Source organism: Providencia sp. PROV076 (genome assembly GCF_028483405.1).
Taxonomy (GTDB): Bacteria; Pseudomonadota; Gammaproteobacteria; order Enterobacterales; family Enterobacteriaceae; genus Providencia; species Providencia huaxiensis.
On sequence record NZ_JAMPRR010000025.1, the window covers coordinates 1 to 20,868 of the forward strand.

A 20,868-nucleotide genomic window follows, 5' to 3' on the forward strand; every position below is an offset into this window, starting at 1 on the left:
TCACAACTTGAAATATGACGAAAATTAGACGCTAAAGGACGAACCGCACCCACAAGTAGACTTAGCATTCGGGTTAGTGACAATAAAACGCGAACCTTCCAAGCCTTCAGTATAATCAACACTTCCACCTACCAAATACTGTAGGCTCATTGGATCTACAACCAGAGCAACACCTTGCTTTTCAATGGTCATATCGCCTTCGTTGATTTGGTCATCGAAGGTGAAACCATATTGGAAACCGCTGCATCCGCCACCAGTGATATAAACACGCAGACGCAGATTTGGGTTGTCCTCATCAGAGACTAAATCTTTAACTTTAATTGCTGCCGCATCAGTAAATTGCAATGGCAGAGCTGCATCATCACTCATTTTTTACTCCAAACCGGTGACCGGTAAATTCATGTGTAGGCAAAAGCCTACTCAGATCAATTAACCTAATTATCCGTCACTTGACTAAATCGTTCAAGTGTTGTTACGCAATTAGACACATTGTGCATATCTTCGTTTCAACATTTGGTTTAATTGGTGTGGTGCTTTAGAATGAGAGCAATTTTTTTCTTAGCCTCTTTCTGGAGCCCTGCGATGTCACAATCTGAAAAACTTTACGCACAAGCAAAAGAACAAATTCCTGGGGGTGTAAACTCCCCTGTTCGTGCTTTTAATGGTGTTGGTGGAACCCCATTATTTATTGAAAAAGCGGATGGCGCTTATATTTATGACGTTGATGGTAAAGCCTATGTGGATTACGTTGGCTCATGGGGACCGATGGTATTAGGCCATAACCATCCTGAGATCCGCGATGCCGTGATCAAAGCTGTTCATAAAGGGTTAAGTTTTGGTGCACCGACTGCCGCCGAAGTTGAAATGGCTGAATTAGTTTGTGAATTAGTACCCTCTATGGATATGGTACGTATGGTGAATTCAGGTACTGAAGCCACCATGAGCGCAATTCGTCTGGCGCGCGGTTACACCGGCCGTGACAAAATCATCAAATTTGAAGGTTGTTACCACGGCCATGCAGACTGCTTATTAGTCAAAGCGGGCTCTGGCGCACTTACTATGGGTGAACCTAACTCCCCGGGTGTACCTGAAGATTTTGTAAAACACACATTAACTTGTACCTATAATGACCTAGCTTCAGTTCGCAAAGCATTTGAAAATTACCCAGAAGATATTGCATGCGTGATTGTTGAACCAGTTGCTGGAAATATGAATTGCGTACCACCAACAGCTGAATTTTTACCCGGTTTACGTGCATTATGTGATGAATTCAATGCCGTACTCATCATTGATGAAGTTATGACAGGTTTTCGTGTCGCATTAGGTGGAGCACAAGATTACTATGACGTTCAGCCTGATTTAACCTGTTTAGGTAAAATCATCGGTGGTGGTATGCCTGTTGGTGCCTTCGGTGGCCGCCTTGAAATTATGGAAAAACTAGCACCAATTGGGCCTGTTTACCAAGCAGGGACCTTATCTGGTAACCCTGTCGCGATGGCTGCAGGTCTTGCTTGCTTAAAAGAAGTCTCTCAACCGGGTGTTCACTCACGTTTAAATGAATTAACAGAAAAGTTAGCTCGTGGTTTAAAACGTGTTTCCGCAGAGCAAGGTATCCCGATGGTTATCAATCACGTCGGTGGCATGTTTGGTATTTTCTTCACCGACGCCCCAACCGTAACTTGCTACCAAGATGTGATGAAATGCGACGTTGAGCGCTTTAAGAAATTTTTCCATTACATGTTAGAGCAAGGTATTTACCTCGCGCCTTCTGCTTTTGAAGCAGGTTTTATGTCTATCGCACACAGCGATGAAGACATTGAGAAAACGATCAAAGCCGCAGAAACTGCATTGATGAAAATTAAAAAGAATTAATTCACATTGATGTTATAGAGGTGAAATTTATCCAATTTCACCTCTATTTTTTTATAGCTAAGAATAGATAACTCTAGGTTCGACACCACAGTTCCCTAACTAGCCTTTAAAATAATTAATTCACCAGCTAATTCTCTAAATAGTTCGAGTTGTCGTAAGAGGCAAATAAGGAAATCTCTAGGAACATACACAAGTATGTGACTAGGGTTGACGAATGAAGCCAACACAGTCACAACTTGAAATATGACGAGAAGAGCCTGACACCACAACGCCCTAACTAATTAGCACTCAAATAATTAGCCTTTCAAATAAGCAACTCACCAACTAATTAATTCTCTAAATAGTTCGAGTTGTGGCAAGGCGGCAAATAAGGAAATCTCTAGGAGCATACACAAGTATGTGACTAGGGTTGACGAATGAAGCCAACACAGTCACAACTTGAAATATGACGAGAATTTAGGGGTTATTGCCAAACATATCCTTAACCCAATCCGGCGCATCACCTTGCTGCTCGCCATTATTGCCATTTAGATCCCAAACTGGAGCTTCACTTTCAGACGCTTGGCATAACCCTTCTGGGTTATCCGTCCAAATCGGCAACATTCTACCGCCGCCAAAGTTTGAGCAACTTAATTGGCCATCAGCTGTGACTTGCATATCAACAATGCCCTCTGGTGCGCGGTTGATAAGTGCTAATGGTGCTTGGTTATCTAAGTAGCGTTGGTACACTTTCAGTGCGCCTGTTGCTCCTGTTAATTGTGTTGGGCCATTATTGTCACGGCCAACCCACACAATTGCGACCTCTTTGCCGTCAATCCCTGCATACCAGCTATCACGTAGGTCGTTAGTTGTCCCTGTTTTACCGGCTAAATTATACTTCGCATATTTAGACAACAAGACTCTGCCCGTACCTTGTTTAACCACTTGTTGCATACCATACAGTGTGAGGTATGCCGCTTGAGAAGGTACTGCTCGCTCAGCAGATGGGTAGCTTTGGTAAATCTCTTTACCATCTCCGTCAATGACTGAACGTAATGCCGACAATTTCGCACGATTACCATTACCGCCAATGGTTTGGAATACTTGGGCAACTTCCGCTGGTGTTAAATTAACCGCACCTAAGAACATAGCGGGAACCTTTTCCATAGCCGCTGCAGGAGCCCCTAAGCGTACAAAGGTGTTAAACACTTGGTCTAAGCCAACTTCTAAACCTAGATTTACCGTTGGGATATTCTGTGATTTAGCCAAAGCGTCTACTAACATCATCCGGCCGTTGAAATTGCGGCTGTAGTTTCTTGGGCTCCAGTTTTGATTCCCAACCTTCACTGTTAGTGGCTCGTCTTTTAGCCATGTGTTTAAACGGTAGCGGTCTGGTTCACTTAATGCCGCGAGGTAGACAGGTGGTTTTGCTAGGGAACCAATACTACGTCGTGCATTTAACGCGCGGTTAAAACCTGAAAACTGCGGTTGAGAACCACCAACCATCGCGCGAACTTCGCCATTAATGCGATCAACCACCACGATTGCCCCTTCGATATCATCCAATTTACGAGATTTACGTAAATCAGCGACACCATTTTCAACTGCATTTTCAGCCGCAGTTTGAGCAACTGGGTCTAGGGTAGTAAAAATTTTCGCGCCCGAGAGTTCTTTAACTTTATCGCCCAATTTCTCATTGAGTTCTAAACGAACCATTTGCATAAAGGCAGGTTGAGAAGCCACCAGCCCTTCTTTGTTTTTCACCCCAAGAGGCCTTGCGCTGAGTACCTGATACATTTCTTGGTCAATCACGCCACGTGTTTCCAAGATTTTCAGCACGATATTACGGCGTTTAATCGCATTTTGTGGCTTAGTCCAAGGGTTATATGTTGATGCCCCCTGCACCATCCCCACTAATAAAGCCTGTTGGTCAAAACTTAACTCATTGATTGGTCGACCAAAGTAATACAAACTTGCTAATGGGAAACCACGAATTTCGTCATTACCATTTTGACCTAAAAAGACTTCGTTTAAATACAGCTCTAAAATACGTTCTTTACTGTAGTTGTAGTCCAGTAAAATCGCCATATACGCTTCATTAGCTTTACGCTTTAATGTGCGTTCATTAGTTAAAAATAAGTTTTTGACTAACTGTTGGGTTAATGTACTTCCCCCTTGAACGGAGCGTCCTGCACTTAAGTTAGCAACAACAGCACGGCCAATAGAGTACAAACTGACGCCATCATGCTCATAAAAGTTGCGATCTTCGGTTTCTAGTAAGATTTTAACTAGAGATTCGGGGAAGTCAGATATCGGTAAAACTAACCGTTGCTCATTATTCGCCGACTGCATCATCGTGATCAGTTTCGGGTCTAAACGGAAAAAGCCAAATGAGCGACCGTTCTCCATATTTTCAATTTTGCTCAAGGCATTATTTTCAAACACCATTCGAGCAAGTATTTGCCCCTCTTTTTGATCAGGGAAATTAAACGGCCGGCGTAAGATTTCGATGCTATTACCGCGCACCACAAATTCGCCTGACGTTGTTATCTTACTCACTTTACGGTACTGCATGCCTTCAAGTAGGCGAACCATTTCTGCCTGGCTGTAGTCCATACCTGGCTCGAGGTTAACCATTCGGCCGTATACGGCTGCGGGTAAATCCCACACCTTACCATCAAGACGTTCTTTAATTTGTTGATTTAAATAAAAACCATATGCCGCGAGTAGAACAGCAAACACGATCATCAGTTTGACGAGCAGCCAAAACCAACGCCATTTACTTTTTACCTTTCGAGGCTTGTTATTTCTTGAGCCTTTTTTAGCCATTTGCTCTTCTTCTTCATCTTCATCATCGAGATATTGTTCATCAATATCATCATGTTCGAATAAATCTTCATCATCATAGTCATCGCGGTCTCTACGACGGCGGGATGAAGATTGTTTTTTCCCAGCAGTTTTTTTGTTACGTCTGCCGATTGGTTCAAAATCTTTACCTGACATGGTCGCTCCATATCACCTTACAAAATATCTTAATAACTCACTCGTTATGCCAGTTTAGTGGTTAATTTTGGCCCATAACCTCAGAGATTTCACCAAAGAAAGCTCTTAATTACATTTCCTTACTCAGTTTAGCCTATCAATTGGCTGAATAAGGAAACTCGCTATTAGAGCATAAAAATAGGCTATTTCGCACCCATCATCGCTTTTTTTGTTTGCCTTGTTGGCGCAGTATTTGCGGGGTCATCCGGCCATAAATGTTTTGGATAACGCCCTTTCATCTCTTTTTGTATCTCTTTATAGCTGCCTTGCCAAAACGCACCAAGGTCTTGCGTGATCTGCAACGGCCGCATGGCAGGAGACAGTAGAGATATCGTTACTGCTATTTTTCCTTGTGCTATTGTCGGGTTCGTTTTTTCCCCGTACATCTCTTGCATACGAATCGCTACCACTGGTGGCTTATCTAACGCGTAGTAAATACTTACATCATGTAAAGATGGCGCTCGATAAGTTTTCGGAAACATACTTTCTAACCACTGCTGTTGCTGCCAATCCAATCGATTGATTAATAAAGAAGCTAAATCAATTTGCTGTAGTTTTTGCTTATTTGTTATGCCATCAAGATAGGGTTCAAGCCATTCACCCAGCGAATCCAATAGAGCTGTATCATCAAAATCTGGCAAGTCAACATCGGGAAAATACTGCTTAGCTAACGTACAACGGACACATAATTGTAATGCATCTTCCTGCCAATTTAGCTGCTGTAAGCCATTTTGCTTCAACCAATACACCAACGCTTGGCGAACCTCAGTCTTATCTGGGTTGCTTAAACGTTCTGATTTCACCACTAATTGACCGCATTGCAAGCGCTTCCAAGCTAATAATGTCCCTTTTTGTTCATCCCATTCGACCGTTTCTTGCTTGTTAAACAGTGATGGGCAATCTGCTTGTAACCTGTCAATCTCTACAGGGTAAGCCAAAGAAATACGCGCATCCGCTGTATTTTCAGGTTGCCATAAAGACACCACTATTAACCACGGAGTCCCCATTAGTCTATCTGACTCACCCAACGTCGCCCCTAAGCCACTCGCTAATTGGTAACGTTGTTGGTTATCTCGAGATTTTGCTATGTAGTCGGGAAACCCTGTAGCCAGCAACGTTGGTAACCACTCACTAATGAGCGCATCTCGCTGACCAATGGTACTCGGCACTTTTTGTTCGCAAAGTGCTGATGCTCTCTTACACCACCCCTCTGTTGGCCTTTCTATGCAATAGCGAAGATCCGCATCTTGTTGACGAGGAGGTTCTTCGATAATCGCCACCAGTAGTGCAGCTAATTGAATAACATGCTGATTTTGGCTTTGTTGTGCTTTGCATAACATTGCCGCTGTTCGTACTGAACTACCTAACTCCGCCATCTGCTGCCCAAAAGGCGTTAACTTACCAGCTGCATCAATAGCACCTAATTTACCCAGTAAATTTTTTGCCGCAGATATTGCAGGCTTCGGGGGTAAAGTCAGCCAATTCAGCTGGGCTGCATCGTAGCACCCCCACTGTAATAAAGATAACCATAAGCTGCTCAGGTCACTTTGCGCAATTTCGGCCTCGCTAAATTGTGCCGCACGCTCAGCCTGCTCTTCACTCAATAAGTGCCAACAAACACCCGTTTCTAAACGGCCAGCTCGACCAGCTCGCTGCGCCATCGATGCTTGGCTGATTCGCTGTTTAATTAGCTTTGTCAGTCCTGTTCTTGGGTTGAATTGACCCACACGTTCAAAACCACTGTCCATCACAAGGCGGATGCCTTCAATCGTTAAACTGGTTTCCGCAATATTAGTGGCTAATACGACCTTCCGCATTCCTTCTAGTGCCAGCTGTATCGCCTGTTGCTGGGCTTGTAGGGTTAATGCTCCGTATAAAGGACATAAAAGTATGTCCTCACTTACCATCGAAGCGAGTTCTGCTCTTACTTTCTCGATTTCCCCCATACCTGGAAGAAATAATAGTAAAGACCCATGCTCTTGCTGTAATAATTGCCAAGCCGCCAATGCGACTTCTTTATGAAAGAGTTTATTTGGGTTAATTGGATGATACTCACGTATGACGGGAAATGTACGTCCTTGAGAAGTGATAACCGGAGCATCAGGAAACAGCTGGGACAGCCCTTGATTATCTAGTGTCGCTGACATCAACAGAATACGTAAATCCTCACGTAAGGCTTGTTGTGAATCAATTAACAAGGCTAGGCCGAGGTCTGCCTGTAAATTTCGTTCATGAAACTCATCTAGAATGACTAAACCAACCCCTTCAAGCATGGGATCATTTTGCAGTAAGCGGGTCAGTACGCCTTCGGTCACCACTTCAAGACGAGTGTGGCGGCTAACTTTAGTTTCAGAGCGCATGCGTAAACCAATGGTATGACCGACTTCTTCGCCAAGTTGCTGTGCAAGACGAGCCGCCACTGAACGTGCTGCTAAGCGACGAGGCTCCAACATGATAACCCGTCCATTAATAACCCCACTCTTTAATATTTCTAGCGGCAAAACGGTTGATTTACCTGCACCTGTAGGTGCATGAAGCAATACCTGAGGTGAAGCCATTAACGCGGTAAGTATGTCCTCACAAACTTCGAATATCGGTAACACTGGGGCTATCACTCCATATATTTAACTTTTGCTGTCAGACATTGTAGCATTAGCCTCTTTTGCCAGTAAGCATATTACCGATACCCTAGCGGAGATCCCATGGAATTTGAACCCGCCTTACAACCTGCCACTTTAATTAAGCGGTACAAGCGCTTTTTGGCTGATGTGACTTTACCGAGCGGTGAAGAAATAACAATTCACTGTGCGAATACGGGCGCTATGACAGGTTGTGCAACCCCGGGTGATACCATCTGGTATTCAACGTCCGATAATAAAAAACGCAAATACCCGTATAGCTGGGAGTTAACCCAAACAGCAAATGGTCATTTTATTTGCATTAATACCCTTCGTGCGAACCAATTAGTTGCGCAAGCCTTAACCGAAAAACACATTCCAGAATTATCCGAATACAGCGTAATAAAACCTGAAGTCAAATATGGCACAGAAAATAGCCGAATCGATTTCTATCTCACGCAAAATGGATTACCCGATTGCTTTATCGAAGTAAAATCAGTAACTTTACTCGAAAATAATCAAGGTTTTTTTCCTGACGCTGTGACACTTAGGGGCCAAAAACATTTAAGAGAACTAATGTATATTGCGAAAGAAGGAAAAAGAGCCATACTATTGTTTGTTGCTTTACATACAGGTATTCACGTAGCATCTGCAGCGGCACATATTGATAAACAATATGCGCTATTATTGGAGGAAGCGAGACAAAGTGGTGTTGAAGTGCTTTGTTATCAAGCTGATATAACTGTTCAACAAATGGTGTTAAGTAAGCAGATTCACTTTAACTCTATTAAATAAAGTTTTTTTAACCGATTTTTATACGAGGCCGCAGAGTTCTGGGCGCTAAAAAGGGAATAAACACGCTCGCCCTCACAGCATTACAAAACTCATTGCAGGAACGATTGCCAAGAGAGCAGTCTTCTGCTATTTATAGCGACCTTAATTTTTCCCCCTTGGGGTTTTTGTAAAATTTGCGTGTGTAGGAGAAGCATTATGCAAGAAGGGCAAAAACGTAAGACATCGTCCTTAAGCATTCTCGCCATTGCTGGGGTTGAACCCTATCATGAAAAAGCTGGCGAAGAGTATATGAACGAGGCCCAGTTGGCGCATTTTAAGCTCATTCTCGAAGCATGGCGCAATCAACTCAGAGATGAAGTGGACCGGACTGTTACTCATATGCAAGATGAGGCAGCTAACTTTCCAGACCCCGTTGATAGAGCCGCTCAGGAAGAAGAATTCAGCCTTGAATTACGTAACCGGGACCGTGAACGTAAACTGATTAAGAAAATCGAAAAAACGCTGAAAAAAGTTGAAGATGACGACTTTGGCTATTGTGAATCATGTGGTGTAGAAATTGGTATCCGTCGTTTGGAAGCCCGTCCTACCGCTGATTTATGTATCGACTGTAAAACATTAGCTGAAATTCGCGAAAAGCAAATGGCTGGCTAGTGTCTGTATGGAGTCCTAAACGGCGCATATTACTGCGCCGTTACAAGGGAACTCCACATTCTGTTATGTTCCGCTCAGAGCCTATTCCTTGCGTTAGCTATCACGTAAAATCTATCCTTCTCGCATCTTTTTGCCAATTGGCTGGCGATAACGTCCTATCATGTTCCTTTAAATAAGATAAATATTTACTTTCGCGTAATTTTTTACGGAAATAGCTTATGCTATCTTTTAACCCCATAGTGTGAATTTGAACGATAATCTAATAACAGAAAAACGCTTAAAATAAGGCTTCTAACCCTATACACCTATAGCAAGAAAGCTTTTTGCGCTATTATTTTGCGTAAATTTTATTGGTAACGTTTATAATTAGAGACGACTTTTATTCGTTTAACCATTCTCAAAGAAACTTCTGTGAGCTATGATTAGCCGCTTATTTTGTTTAATGAATATTGGTAATGACATCGAGGTGTACTATTTTTAACCGAGTAGCAAATTTCTGCCGTAATATTTTATCTCGCAATACAGATGCATCTCCTGAAGATGTAGTAAAACATCGTGATCCTTCGCGAGATAGTCAGGCAGCCGGTAAAAGGCCAGTCACTCATTCTGCTCATGCGCAAACCGCATCTAAAGAGCAGAACACCGTTCAACCCCATAAAACAACCCCTATTAGAAAAACGGTTCGTCAATCTCAACGTGCCGATTCAACACCTGAGAAGCGCCCTACAATGACAACCGTAAACGAAGAAAACATTACTGTTATCCCGCGTTCCGAACACCCTATTTCACGCAGTGATATCAGTGATAATGCGTTAAAAGTGCTGTATCGCTTAAATAAAAGTGGCTTTGAAGCCTATTTAGTGGGTGGGGGTGTGCGTGATTTGCTTTTAGGCCAAAAACCTAAAGACTTCGATATTACGACAAACGCAACACCAGAACAGATCCGCAAATTATTTCGTAATTGCCGTCTAGTTGGTCGCCGTTTCCGCCTAGCACACATTATGTTTGGCCCCGAAATTATTGAAGTTGCAACTTTCCGTGGCCACCATGACCAAAGTGCATCAGATGACAAAAACTTATCTGCACAAGCACAAAATGGCATGTTGTTACGCGATAACATCTTTGGTTCCATTGAGGAAGATGCGATCCGTCGGGACTTCACCGTTAACAGCCTATATTACAATATTGAAGACTTCACATTACGTGACTACGTTAATGGCTTAACTGACCTCAAAGCTGGCATTATTCGTCTAATTGGTGACCCAGAAACACGCTATCGTGAAGACCCAGTCAGAATGCTAAGAGCGGTACGTTTCGCCTGCAAATTAAATATGAGCATCGAACCAAAAACTGCAGAGCCAATTTACCAACTTGCTCATTTATTGAGAGAAATTCCATCTGCTCGGTTATTTGAAGAGTCACTCAAATTACTACAAGCAGGCCAAGGTTACGATACCTATAAAATGCTCAAAAAATATGGTTTGTTTGAGCAGCTTTTCCCTGTTGTCGCAAGCCGCTTTACGGATAACAGTGATTCGCCAATGGAAAAAATCATTGAGCAAGTCCTTAAAAATACTGACTTCCGATTAAAAAATGATAAGCGTGTTAACCCTGCTTTTTTATTTGCGGCTATGTTATGGTACCCAGTTACAGAGCATGCTGAAAAGCTCTCTCAAGAAGGCGGGCTAGCCTATTATGATGCCTTTGCCCTTGCGATGAATGATATTTTAGATGAACAGTGCCGTTCGATTGCGATCCCAAAACGCATTACAACCACGATGCGTGATATTTGGTTGTTGCAATTACGTTTACCTCGTCGCCAAGGTCGTCGTGCCAATAAATTAATGGAGCACCCGAAATTCCGTGCCGCGTTTGATTTATTAGAATTAAGGGCCAATGTTGAGCACCGCAACGAGCTACAAGAGTTAGCATTATGGTGGGCTGATTTTCAACAAGCGAATAATACCAAACAGCGTGAAATGATTTCGGAATTAGGCAACGCACCCACTCGCCGTCGCCATCGCCCACGTTCATCACAAGGTGGAACAGGTGCACGCCGGTCGAATAAGTCATAATTGATAGAGAGAATACAATGGAACAAGTCTATATTGCTGTAGGAAGTAACCTTGGTGAGCCGCTATTACAGGCACAACAAGCTATTGCAGCATTAGATGCGATTCCCAATAGCCGTGTTGTTTCTACCTCTTCTGTGTACCGAACTAAACCACTAGGTCCACAAAACCAGCCAGATTTTCTGAATCTGGCTGTACTACTCGAAACAAGTCTTGAGCCAGAAATACTCCTCAACCACACACAAAAAATCGAGCTTGAGCTTGGTCGTGTTCGCAAAGAGGAACGTTGGGGTCCACGAACTCTTGACCTCGATATCATGCTTTTTGGTAACCGTATTATCAATACTGAACGGTTAATTGTTCCACATTATGGGCTAAAAGAGCGTGAGTTTATGTTGTATCCGCTTAGTGAAATCGCCCCTTCCCTTGTTTTTCCTGATGGCGAAAAGCTTTCAGAAAGACTCACACAAGTCCCTCGAAATGGCCTAACATTTTGGGATATTCCAGCCTAAAATGTTCAACCTCTTATGAGGTATGGTCGCAGGGAGATCATTTCCGGAGGTTATTATAATGAAACCAATTTCTCTGGCTGATTTATGTCAGTTTAAAAAAGACAAACACAAATTTGCAACTATGACTGCCTATGACGCAAGCTTTGCTCAATTATTTTATGAGCAAGGTATTCAAGTGATGCTCGTTGGAGACTCACTGGGAATGACGATCCAAGGTGAATCATCTACTTTACCAGTTACTGTCGAGCAAATTGCTTACCACACCCGATGCGTTCGCAAAGGTGCACCAAACGCCTTCATTATTGCAGATATGCCATTTATGAGTTACGCCACACCAGAACAAGCTTGTGCTAATGCAGCAATTTTGATGCAAGCCGGTGCAAACATGGTGAAAATTGAGGGTGGCAGTTGGTTATGTGATACCGTAAGAATGCTAGGAGAACGCTCTGTTCCTGTGTGTGGTCATCTCGGTTTAACACCACAAGCCGTCAACGTTCTTGGCGGCTATAAAGTCCAAGGACGCGATGAGGTCACGGCAAATCAATTACTCAAAGATGCGATTGCACTAGAAAATGCAGGTATCCAATTATTGGTTCTCGAATGTGTTCCAACCGCATTAGCGAGCCATGTTTCTGAAGAGTTGCTATTACCGGTGATTGGTATTGGCGCAGGAAATGGAACTGATGGACAAATCCTTGTTATGCATGATGCACTGGGTATTACCGCACGAGCGCCTAAATTTGCTAAAAACTTTTTAGCTCAAGCAGGCAACCTTCATGATGCTATTCGTATGTATATCCAAGAAGTGGAAGATGGCATTTACCCAAGTGAAGCACATTCTTTTTCTTAATTGATGCCAGTAATTATAAGGAACTCACGTATGCTTATCGTTGAAACGGCACTTATCTTACGCCGTGAAATTCGCCGCTGGAAACAAGAAGGTAAACGTATTGCACTTGTCCCTACGATGGGTAATTTACACGATGGTCACTTAACACTCATTGACCAAGCGAAAAAACAAGCTGATATTGTGATTGCCAGTGTATTCGTAAACCCAATGCAATTTGATAGGCAATCTGATTTAGCCAATTACCCACGGACTTTGCAAGAAGATTGCGAAAAATTAAAGCGTCGTGATATCAATTTAGTTTTTGCCCCTTCCCCGCAAGAATTCTATCCAGAAGGGATGGAAAAACAGACTTTTGTTGACGTTCCCGAGTTATCGACGATGTTAGAAGGCGCAAGCCGTCCCGGTCATTTTAGAGGTGTCGCAACGGTTATCACTAAGCTGTTCAACTTAGTACAGCCCGATATTGCTTTGTTTGGTGAAAAAGATTACCAACAGTTGCAATTAATTCGCAAATTAGTCGCTGACTTATCATTTGATACTCAAATTGTTAGTGTCCCAACGGTTAGAGCCAAAAATGGCTTAGCATTGAGTTCACGCAACAACAATTTGTCAGCGGAAGAGCTAAAAACAGCGCCTAAACTGTATCAAATTATGCAACAAGCGGGTGAAAAATTAGTCGCTGAGCCTAACGCATCTGAGGTTATTATCGAAGAGATGAATAATAGCTTACGTGAAGCCGGTTTTACCCCTGATGAGCTATTTATTCGCGATGCAGATACATTATTACCACTTGGTGAGCCGAGTAAACGTGCGGTTATTTTAATGGCTGCATGGTTAGGTCAAACGCGTCTTATTGACAATTTACAAGTTGACCTGCAACGCGATATTGCATAAAAATAAATCAATTATAAAAATGAAATAACACACTGCAATTACAGTGTTTATAGCGTTAATTCAATGTCTGTGTTCCGAATGGCTTTTATTTTTTCAAACTCATTTGGTTCACAGCTAGGCGGTAAGTAAGCGAGTCTCTAGGAGCATACATAAGTATGTGACTAGGGTGAGTGAGCGCCACCAACAACGCTGTGTTCCGAATGGCTTTTATTTTTTTCAAACTCATTTGGTTCACAGCTAGGCGGTAAGTAAACGAGTCCCTAGGAGCATACATAAGTATGTGACGAGGGTGAGTGAGCGCCACCAACAACGCTGTGAGCCAAATGAGGAAGAAAAAATGTTAAGAAGAATGTTACAAGGCAAACTCCACCGAGTCACTGTTACACAAGCAGACCTACACTACGAGGGCTCATGTGCAATAGATCAGGACTTCATGGATGCCGCTGGGATCATTGAATACGAAGCCATTGATATTTACAACGTTGATAACGGTGAACGTTTTTCAACTTATGCAATTTCGGGCGAACGTGGTTCAAAAATTATTTCGGTTAATGGTGCTGCTGCACGCCGCGCTGCGGTTGGTGATAAACTGATTATTTGCTCTTATGTGCAAATAGAAGATGAAGACGCTCGCTTACATAAACCAAAAGTAGCTTACTTTGATGAAAATAATAAAATGAGTCGCCTAGCAAAAGCGGTTCCAGTCCAAGTGGCATAATTTGGGTCTTTGCTTACCCAATAAATTGATTAATAACACCATTTATATACATTTCAATAAAAAACGGCTTTTGATTACATTCAGTATCAAAAGCCGTTTTTTTAACACAATTTCATCCCTAAAATTTAGCTTCTGAGGCCTCGACCCTGCTCAATTAGGAACCATGTTAATGCATAAAAGACGACTAAAAAAATCATTAAGACGCCTAATGTAATCGCGATAGAAACATCAGCTATTCCCAGAAAGCCATAACGAAAGCCGCTGATCATATACACAATTGGGTTTAGTTTAGAGACGGCTTGCCAAAACGGGGGGAGCAGTGACAACGAATAAAACACACCGCCTAAATACGTTAATGGTGTTAATACAAAGGTAGGAACAATACTAATATCATCAAATGTCTTAGCGAAGATGGCATTTAATAAACCAGCAAGGGAAAACACAATTGCGGTTAGTAATAACGTTATAACTACCATTGCCCATGAATGCACTTGCAATGGAATAAAAAATAACGATACCAATGTGACGAGAAAGCCGACTAAAATCCCTCTAGCAACACCACCACCAACAAAACCTGCGATAATAATATGCGTCGGAACAGGGGCAACGAGTAATTCTTCAATATTTTTCTGAAATTTAGAGCCAAAGAAAGAAGAACAAACATTTGAATATGAATTAGTGATCACCGCCATCATGATCAGCCCGGGGACGATAAACTGCATATAATCCACACCGCCCATATCACCAATTCTTGAACCAATTAAGTTACCAAAAATCACAAAATAGAGCGACATGGTGATCACAGGTGGTAATAATGTTTGTATCCAAATACGGCCGAACCGCGTGACTTCTTTTATCCAAATGGTTTTTAATGCGACCCAATATAGTGAGATCATCTTGCAATCTCCTTCTCGGTTGCATTACTTTCTCTTTTGACTAAGTTAACAAATAACTCTTCTAACCGATTTGCTTTATTTCGCATACTTAAAATCTGAACACCTTGCTCACTGAATTGGCTAAAAACACTATTTAGACCTTGCTCTCTTTTGACATCTACCTCAAGTGTTGAGGTGTCTATCAAACGTGATTCATACCCTAATAATTGAGGGATCGGACTTTTTGGCATTAAATCAAAAATAAAGGTTTCTGATTCTAATTGACTCAGTAATTGCTTCATACTTGTATTTTCAACTAATTCACCGTGTTGAATAATACCAATATTACGGCATAACATTTCAGCTTCTTCCAAATAGTGAGTGGTTAAAATGATTGTCGTTCCCTGAGCGTTAAGATTCTTTAAGAATGTCCACATTGAACGGCGAAGTTCAATATCAACACCCGCGGTGGGTTCATCCAAAATTAATAGCTTTGGTTGGTGCATCAACGCACGGGCTATCATTAAGCGGCGTTTCATACCACCGGACAAATTACGAGCCCGCTCATCACGCTTTTCCCATAAATCAAGTTGGGTCAGGTACTGCTCTGCACGTTGTACAGCAACAGAGCGCGTGACCCCATAATAACCGGCTTGGTTAAGAACGATTTGTAATACCGTTTCAAATGGGTTGAAATTAAACTCTTGAGGCACTAATCCAAGTTGCTGCTTTGCTTGCACAACTTGCTTTTCTAAATCATAACCAAATACTTTTACAGAACCGCTCGTTTTATTCACCAGCGAGCTAATGATCCCGATCGTGGTTGATTTACCCGCGCCATTTGGCCCCAACAATGCGTAAAAGTCACCGTCTTCAACGCTCAGGTCAATCCCTTTCAGGGCTTTTACACCACCTGGGTAGGTTTTGGTTAATTGCGATAACTCAAGTGCATATGTCATATGTAAAAAAAACCTTTATTCTTAGGACGATTTGAAGGCAATATATCACCATGATGCCACTTTTTTCTGCACTATGTTATGCAGAAAAGAGATAATTAGTTTATACAATATAATTCAATACGTTATGAATTTAGGGTTGTCTTGACTAAAAGACAGGTTCATCATAAGGATGTTGAAATTAGTATAACTAATTATTAATTAATCAATAAATGTTGTATAAGATTTTATCGCAAAGTAACACAACTAGGCTATAAGTCATGATGAGAAAAATCGAAGAGCTGTTTGCTAACAATGAAGCATGGTCAGCATCAGTCAATGAACAAGATCCCGAATTCTTCAAAGAATTATCAAAAGCGCAAAAGCCGAGATTCTTATGGATAGGCTGCTCTGACAGCCGAGTACCTGCAGAAAAATTAATTAACGCGGCACCTGGCGACCTTTTTGTGCACCGTAATGTTGCCAACTTAGTTATTCACACTGACCTAAACTGTTTATCAGTCATTCAATATGCCGTTGATGTCTTACAAGTTGAGCACATCATTATTTGTGGCCACTACGGCTGCGGTGGTATTGAAGCAGCGGTTGATAACACCGAACTTGGCTTAATTAATAACTGGCTATTACACATAAGAGATATTTGGTACAGACATAGCTCTATGTTAGGTGAGCTAAAACCTTGCGAGCGTCTTAACCGTTTATGTGAATTAAATGTCGTTGAGCAAGTTTATAATTTAGGGCATTCAACCATCATGCAATCTGCATGGAAACGAGGCCAGAAAGTGATGATCCACGGTTGGGTATATGGGATTAATAATGGCCGGTTACACGACTTACATATTACTGCTGACAGCCGAGAAAAACTTGAGTTATGTTACCGTGAAGCTATTTCAACATTAACTCAAAAAAAATAAATTAAATTATTAATTCGAAGCTCTTAGACATAAGAGCTTCTATGCACAACAAAAAAGGACAGCAATGCTGTCCTTTTTTGGTCGTTTTATTCAGAAGATCTAGTCTTCTAATAACGTTACGTGCCCAATATAAGGCAGATGACGATATTGCTGAGCGTAGTCAATACCGTAACCCACCACAAATTTGTCTTCAATCGAATAACCAATCCATTCAACAGGAACCTGTACTTCTCGGCGTGAAGGTTTATCCAGCAATGTACAAATAGCAACAGATTTAGGGCCGCGTAATTCGAAAATTTCACGAACTTTATTTAAGGTATTGCCAGAGTCGATAATATCTTCAACGATTAATACGTGTTTATCACGGATATCTTCGTCCAAGTCTTTGACAATTTTAACATCACGGCTTGATGTCATTGCATTGCCGTAGCTTGAAACGGTCATAAAATCGACTTCATGAGGAACATCAATCTTACGACATAAATCAGCCATAAAAATAAATGAACCTTTCAGCAAACCAACAAGGACTAATTCACCATCAAGTGTTTGATAATGAGCGCTAATTTTATCGGCTAATTCACTGATTCGTTGAGCAATCTCTTCTTCAGAGATCATTACTTCAAGGGTATGTTTCATCGTCTATTACGCATCTATGGGAATGGAAAGCACGTAATTTTAACATAGGCAGCACGCATATACTAATAAAGGAAAATGCAGTGCTAAAATTTCACACTGCATTTTATCTGAAAATAAATGTGGCTGTTAACTTACAGTGAAGCCCAACATCATTCCGGTATCTTCATGCTCTAAGAGATGGCAGTGAGCCATATAAGGATGTTGTTGAGTTGCAGGGTGTTTAAATTCGACTAAAATTTCACTCACCTGCCCTTCCACTTTAACAATATCTTTCCAACCTTGGCGATGAGGCTCTACGGCTTGGCCATTTTCTTTTAGGATACGAAAACGTGTTCCATGAACGTGGAATGGGTGCAACATCATATCGCCACGCCCTGAAACGACCCATATTTCTTGTTGATTCATAGGAGCATTGAATGCAGGATGAGTCATTGAAAAAACCTGTCCATTAATGGTATTCGCGTTATGAATATCTAAACCATCAGAACCTGAACCACAGTGGCCGCCACTTCCCATTTTGCCATTCATATTTCCATGGTTCATATTTCCATGGTTCATATTGCCTGCATTCATGTTACCGTGGTTCATATTGCCCATCATTGCACCATGACCGCCCATGTTACCCATGGCCTGGTCGCCATATTTTTCACGTAACATCATCATGCCTTGCATGTCCAAACGCATATCCATCATTAAGTGGAAACGACGACGGTTTAAGCCAGCAAGAGAAGGAATAGCAGACATTGCTGCAAGTGTTGATGGTAAGTCACCTTCTCCCTTCGTCAACGTTGTTTCGATACGCAATACAGGCAAAGGCTGGTCAAATGGTGCGATCGTCATGCCCATTTGCCCGACGGGTAGCGTAACCAAATCGAATGCGCGACCATCGGAGGCATCAATTAAGACTTCAAAGCGCTCTCCCATCAAGATAGGTAATTCTGTTACGGCAACTGGCTCGGCTAGTAAACCACCATCACTCGCAACGACATACATTTTACGTCCATCACTGGTGGAAATGTTTAAACTTCTCGCATTGCAGCCATTTAATAACCTTAAGCGTAGCCAACCTTTTGGAGCAACATGTTTAGGGTAAACAGCTCCGTTCGTCAACATGATGTCTCCGAACCACCCCACTGCCGCGCTCATCACATCAAGCTGGTAGTCAATTTGACCATCATCTTTTAAGCGTTTGTCCTGCAAAATGACAGGAATATCATCAACGCCCCAATCACTTGGTAAGCCGTGCTTTGTGCTGTCTTCATCTTTAATTAATACAAGACCAGCTAAGCCCATTGCGACTTGATAACCCGTTTTTCCATGAGTATGTGGATGAAACCAACATGTCGCTTCACTTTGGTTTACCGTAAAATTCACTTTACGGCTTGCTCCCGGCTGAATTATCGCTTGAGGCCCACCATCTTGTTCACCTGAAATTTCTAAGCCATGCCAGTGAACGGTTGTATCTTCAGCCAATTGATTCACAATATTGATATTAACGCTTTGCCCATTCTTTAAGCTAATCGCAGGGCCCAATAAATTTCCGTTATAACCCCATGTCGTTGTTTTCTTTCCTGGAATAAACTGCGAAATACCTTGTTGGATAGCTAGCTGAATATTGCCTTGTGCATCTGGCTCAACTAGCGGAGGGATTGCCAGTTCAGGGTAGTTTCCCGCTGCGACCGCGATGCGGCTCCAAATAGGCAGCGCACTTGCAGCATATGTGATAGCACTTAATTTCAAAAAATCGCGACGTAGCATTGATAACCTTCCTTTTATTTATCAAATTAATAATCATCAGAGGGGTAATTTATGGCAAATTACACTTTCGAAGCAAAACATGGTTTAATGAAGGTATGATAAAGCCTCCCCTTACAGGAAGGTCAATAAAGCCACTCTATAAATGTGGGTTTATTACATGGATTTAAGAAAAATATAGTTGACTAACAATTCTATTCTTATGCTAACGTAACTTGACATAGAAAACAGATAGAATAACGAATGCGCAAATTTATATTGATGTCATGCTTAATGACTCTGTTAGGGATAACCAATTCTGCCAGAGCTCTTTCTACCAACGAAGCTGAAGATCTTGCTGATCTTACGGCCGTTTTTATTTATCTAAAATATGATTGTGGGTATTCACAAATCCCTGATAGAGAAATTGAACGTGCTATCGTTTACTTTGCTAAAAGCAACAAATGGGATCTTAGTAACTATAATGCGGAAAAAATGACCGCTCTTAACAAAGAAAGTTATAGTGACCTAAAAGGAATACCACTTACCACCGAGTTTAAATGTCAGTCCCTTGCTCGCGATTCGCTAGGCCTTTTTGCTTACGTAAAATAAGCGGAGGATAAAGCCCATCAAGAAAACATGCCCAAATATAGTCTGCATGTTTTCTTTCTTTACTCTAAATTATTATTCCTTTTTTGCCTTCGTTCTTGCCAAAACAGGGCTATCGATGGAATACTTTGAATAATCACCATTCTGATAATATGATTTGACATCACAAAGCCCGCATCTAAATTCATGGTAATTGCTGCGAATGTCATTGCTTCCATACTCCCCGGCGCCCAAGCTAACAATAATACTGAAATATCATAGCCTGTCATCCAAGATGCAAATACCGTGATAAGAAAAGTCAGCACGATATTTACCACCACAACTTGGGCTGAAGAATATATATTTTTAATCAACGATGAAAGTGGAAAAACAATGAAATGGTTACCAATATTCATCCCGATCAATACCATACTGAGTTCAGTCAACATCAGTGGGAAATTCAATGGGATATCAACCCAACCTTGAATGAGTGTTGCCGCTGCTAATGACGTTAACATAAAAGGCGCAGGGACTCTTAAACGCTGTAAAATTATCCCTGAAATAACACCAACAACAATAATAAGCAGTAGCCATCCCGTTGAAACTAATGTGAGTTCTGGAAATTCGATTATCGGTTGCGGATCACCATCACTACCAACAACAATACCTGCTAATAAAATAAGAATAATTAAGCGAATTGTATGGGAAATAACAATTTTTTGGGGTGGTGTATGGGTATGGTCAGTTAATGCGAGAATTGCAGCCATCGCACCGGGGACAGAGCCTAGCATTGCCTCTTGTTTTGTCCAACCGACTTTTCGGTAAAACCAAAAAAAGCTGAACGAAAATTGCACGGCCAAACAGACAACTAGCATTAATAGTAAAAGAAATAAATTGTCTGCTTCATTAAGAGATACTTGATTGAACATCAAGCCGACAGAGGTTCCCAGTGTGACTTGAACAAAGGTAATGGTATGTTTAGGAATTGCGAACGAAATACCAAAACGATGAAAAATGATAATCGCAATGATCGGGCCAAACATCAATGCAAGGGGAATTCCAAGATAAGTAAGCCCACCACCGATTAAAGCACAGATGGAAATTCCACCTATCATTTTTAATAATTTCATCATATGGTATTAACCATTAAGTCTTTTTATAG

General features: G+C 41.7%; 18 protein-coding genes. 10 read left to right on the plus strand and 8 right to left on the minus strand.

Annotated elements, in window-relative coordinates; translation table 11 throughout:
- Positions 1-24: 24 nt before the first annotated feature.
- Positions 25-369: an iron-sulfur cluster insertion protein ErpA gene (gene erpA, locus PSF67_RS15965; RefSeq protein ID WP_004260480.1), complete on the minus strand. Its 345-nt coding sequence runs from the start codon at positions 367-369 to the stop codon at positions 25-27.
- A 213-nt stretch (positions 370-582) separates the two neighbouring features.
- On the opposite strand from erpA, the gene hemL reads away from it, so the two are divergent.
- Positions 583-1,872 (plus strand): glutamate-1-semialdehyde 2,1-aminomutase, encoded by a 1,290-nt coding sequence (gene hemL / locus PSF67_RS15970; protein ID WP_102139445.1) that lies wholly within the window; start codon positions 583-585, stop codon positions 1,870-1,872.
- A gap of 456 nt (positions 1,873-2,328) precedes the next feature.
- Here the strand turns inward: hemL and mrcB are convergent, their stop codons facing one another.
- Both mrcB and hrpB read right to left on the minus strand, forming a co-directional pair.
- Positions 2,329-4,854, minus strand: coding sequence for a bifunctional glycosyl transferase/transpeptidase (mrcB, locus tag PSF67_RS15975; protein ID WP_206276236.1), 2,526 nt, complete (start codon positions 4,852-4,854; stop codon positions 2,329-2,331).
- Positions 4,855-5,036: 182 nt separating this feature from the next.
- A complete protein-coding gene (hrpB, locus tag PSF67_RS15980) occupies positions 5,037-7,496 on the minus strand; it encodes an ATP-dependent helicase HrpB (RefSeq protein ID WP_272677251.1) in 2,460 nt (819 codons plus the stop codon).
- Between the two features lie 99 nt (positions 7,497-7,595).
- On the opposite strand from hrpB, the gene sfsA reads away from it, so the two are divergent.
- The 7 genes from sfsA (at position 7,596) to panD (ending at position 14,003) form a co-directional block, all read left to right on the plus strand.
- Positions 7,596-8,306: a DNA/RNA nuclease SfsA gene (sfsA, locus tag PSF67_RS15985; protein ID WP_102139417.1), complete on the plus strand. Its 711-nt coding sequence runs from the start codon at positions 7,596-7,598 to the stop codon at positions 8,304-8,306.
- Positions 8,307-8,501: 195 nt separating this feature from the next.
- Complete coding sequence (dksA, locus tag PSF67_RS15990; RefSeq protein ID WP_004260494.1) at positions 8,502-8,957, plus strand: RNA polymerase-binding protein DksA; 456 nt, start codon at positions 8,502-8,504, stop codon at positions 8,955-8,957.
- 728 nt (positions 8,958-9,685) lie between these two features.
- Positions 9,686-11,032, plus strand: a complete 1,347-nt coding sequence (gene pcnB / locus PSF67_RS15995; protein WP_272677254.1) for a polynucleotide adenylyltransferase PcnB — start codon at positions 9,686-9,688, stop codon at positions 11,030-11,032.
- A 17-nt stretch (positions 11,033-11,049) separates the two neighbouring features.
- Positions 11,050-11,541 (plus strand): 2-amino-4-hydroxy-6-hydroxymethyldihydropteridine diphosphokinase, encoded by a 492-nt coding sequence (folK, locus tag PSF67_RS16000; RefSeq protein ID WP_102139419.1) that lies wholly within the window; start codon positions 11,050-11,052, stop codon positions 11,539-11,541.
- Positions 11,542-11,599: 58 nt separating this feature from the next.
- Positions 11,600-12,391, plus strand: coding sequence for a 3-methyl-2-oxobutanoate hydroxymethyltransferase (gene panB, locus PSF67_RS16005; RefSeq protein ID WP_102139420.1), 792 nt, complete (start codon positions 11,600-11,602; stop codon positions 12,389-12,391).
- Between the two features lie 30 nt (positions 12,392-12,421).
- Positions 12,422-13,285, plus strand: a complete 864-nt coding sequence (gene panC, locus PSF67_RS16010) for a pantoate--beta-alanine ligase (RefSeq protein WP_102139421.1) — start codon at positions 12,422-12,424, stop codon at positions 13,283-13,285.
- A 337-nt stretch (positions 13,286-13,622) separates the two neighbouring features.
- Positions 13,623-14,003 (plus strand): aspartate 1-decarboxylase, encoded by a 381-nt coding sequence (gene panD / locus PSF67_RS16015; RefSeq protein ID WP_102139422.1) that lies wholly within the window; start codon positions 13,623-13,625, stop codon positions 14,001-14,003.
- A 125-nt stretch (positions 14,004-14,128) separates the two neighbouring features.
- Here the strand turns inward: panD and PSF67_RS16020 are convergent, their stop codons facing one another.
- Entirely contained in the window at positions 14,129-14,899 is a 771-nt protein-coding gene (locus PSF67_RS16020) for an ABC transporter permease (protein ID WP_004913713.1), read from the minus strand.
- Positions 14,896-15,837 (minus strand): ABC transporter ATP-binding protein, encoded by a 942-nt coding sequence (locus PSF67_RS16025; RefSeq protein WP_004913716.1) that lies wholly within the window; start codon positions 15,835-15,837, stop codon positions 14,896-14,898. Before PSF67_RS16025 ends, PSF67_RS16020 begins: the two co-directional genes overlap by 4 nt.
- Positions 15,838-16,094: 257 nt before the next feature.
- Between PSF67_RS16025 and can the strand changes: the two genes are divergently transcribed.
- Positions 16,095-16,748, plus strand: coding sequence for a carbonate dehydratase (can, locus tag PSF67_RS16030; RefSeq protein ID WP_102139423.1), 654 nt, complete (start codon positions 16,095-16,097; stop codon positions 16,746-16,748).
- A 99-nt stretch (positions 16,749-16,847) separates the two neighbouring features.
- On the opposite strand, the gene hpt is transcribed toward can, so the two are convergent.
- A complete protein-coding gene (gene hpt, locus PSF67_RS16035) occupies positions 16,848-17,384 on the minus strand; it encodes a hypoxanthine phosphoribosyltransferase (RefSeq protein ID WP_102139424.1) in 537 nt (178 codons plus the stop codon).
- Between the two features lie 126 nt (positions 17,385-17,510).
- A complete protein-coding gene (gene cueO, locus PSF67_RS16040; RefSeq protein ID WP_206276233.1) occupies positions 17,511-19,142 on the minus strand; it encodes a multicopper oxidase CueO in 1,632 nt (543 codons plus the stop codon).
- A gap of 240 nt (positions 19,143-19,382) precedes the next feature.
- Between cueO and PSF67_RS16045 the strand changes: the two genes are divergently transcribed.
- Positions 19,383-19,730: a YacC family pilotin-like protein gene (locus tag PSF67_RS16045; protein ID WP_102139426.1), complete on the plus strand. Its 348-nt coding sequence runs from the start codon at positions 19,383-19,385 to the stop codon at positions 19,728-19,730.
- A gap of 59 nt (positions 19,731-19,789) precedes the next feature.
- Here PSF67_RS16045 and PSF67_RS16050 read toward each other — a convergent pair whose 3' ends face one another.
- Complete coding sequence (locus PSF67_RS16050) at positions 19,790-20,839, minus strand: AbrB family transcriptional regulator (RefSeq protein WP_102139427.1); 1,050 nt, start codon at positions 20,837-20,839, stop codon at positions 19,790-19,792.
- Between the last annotated feature and the right edge of the window lie 29 nt (positions 20,840-20,868).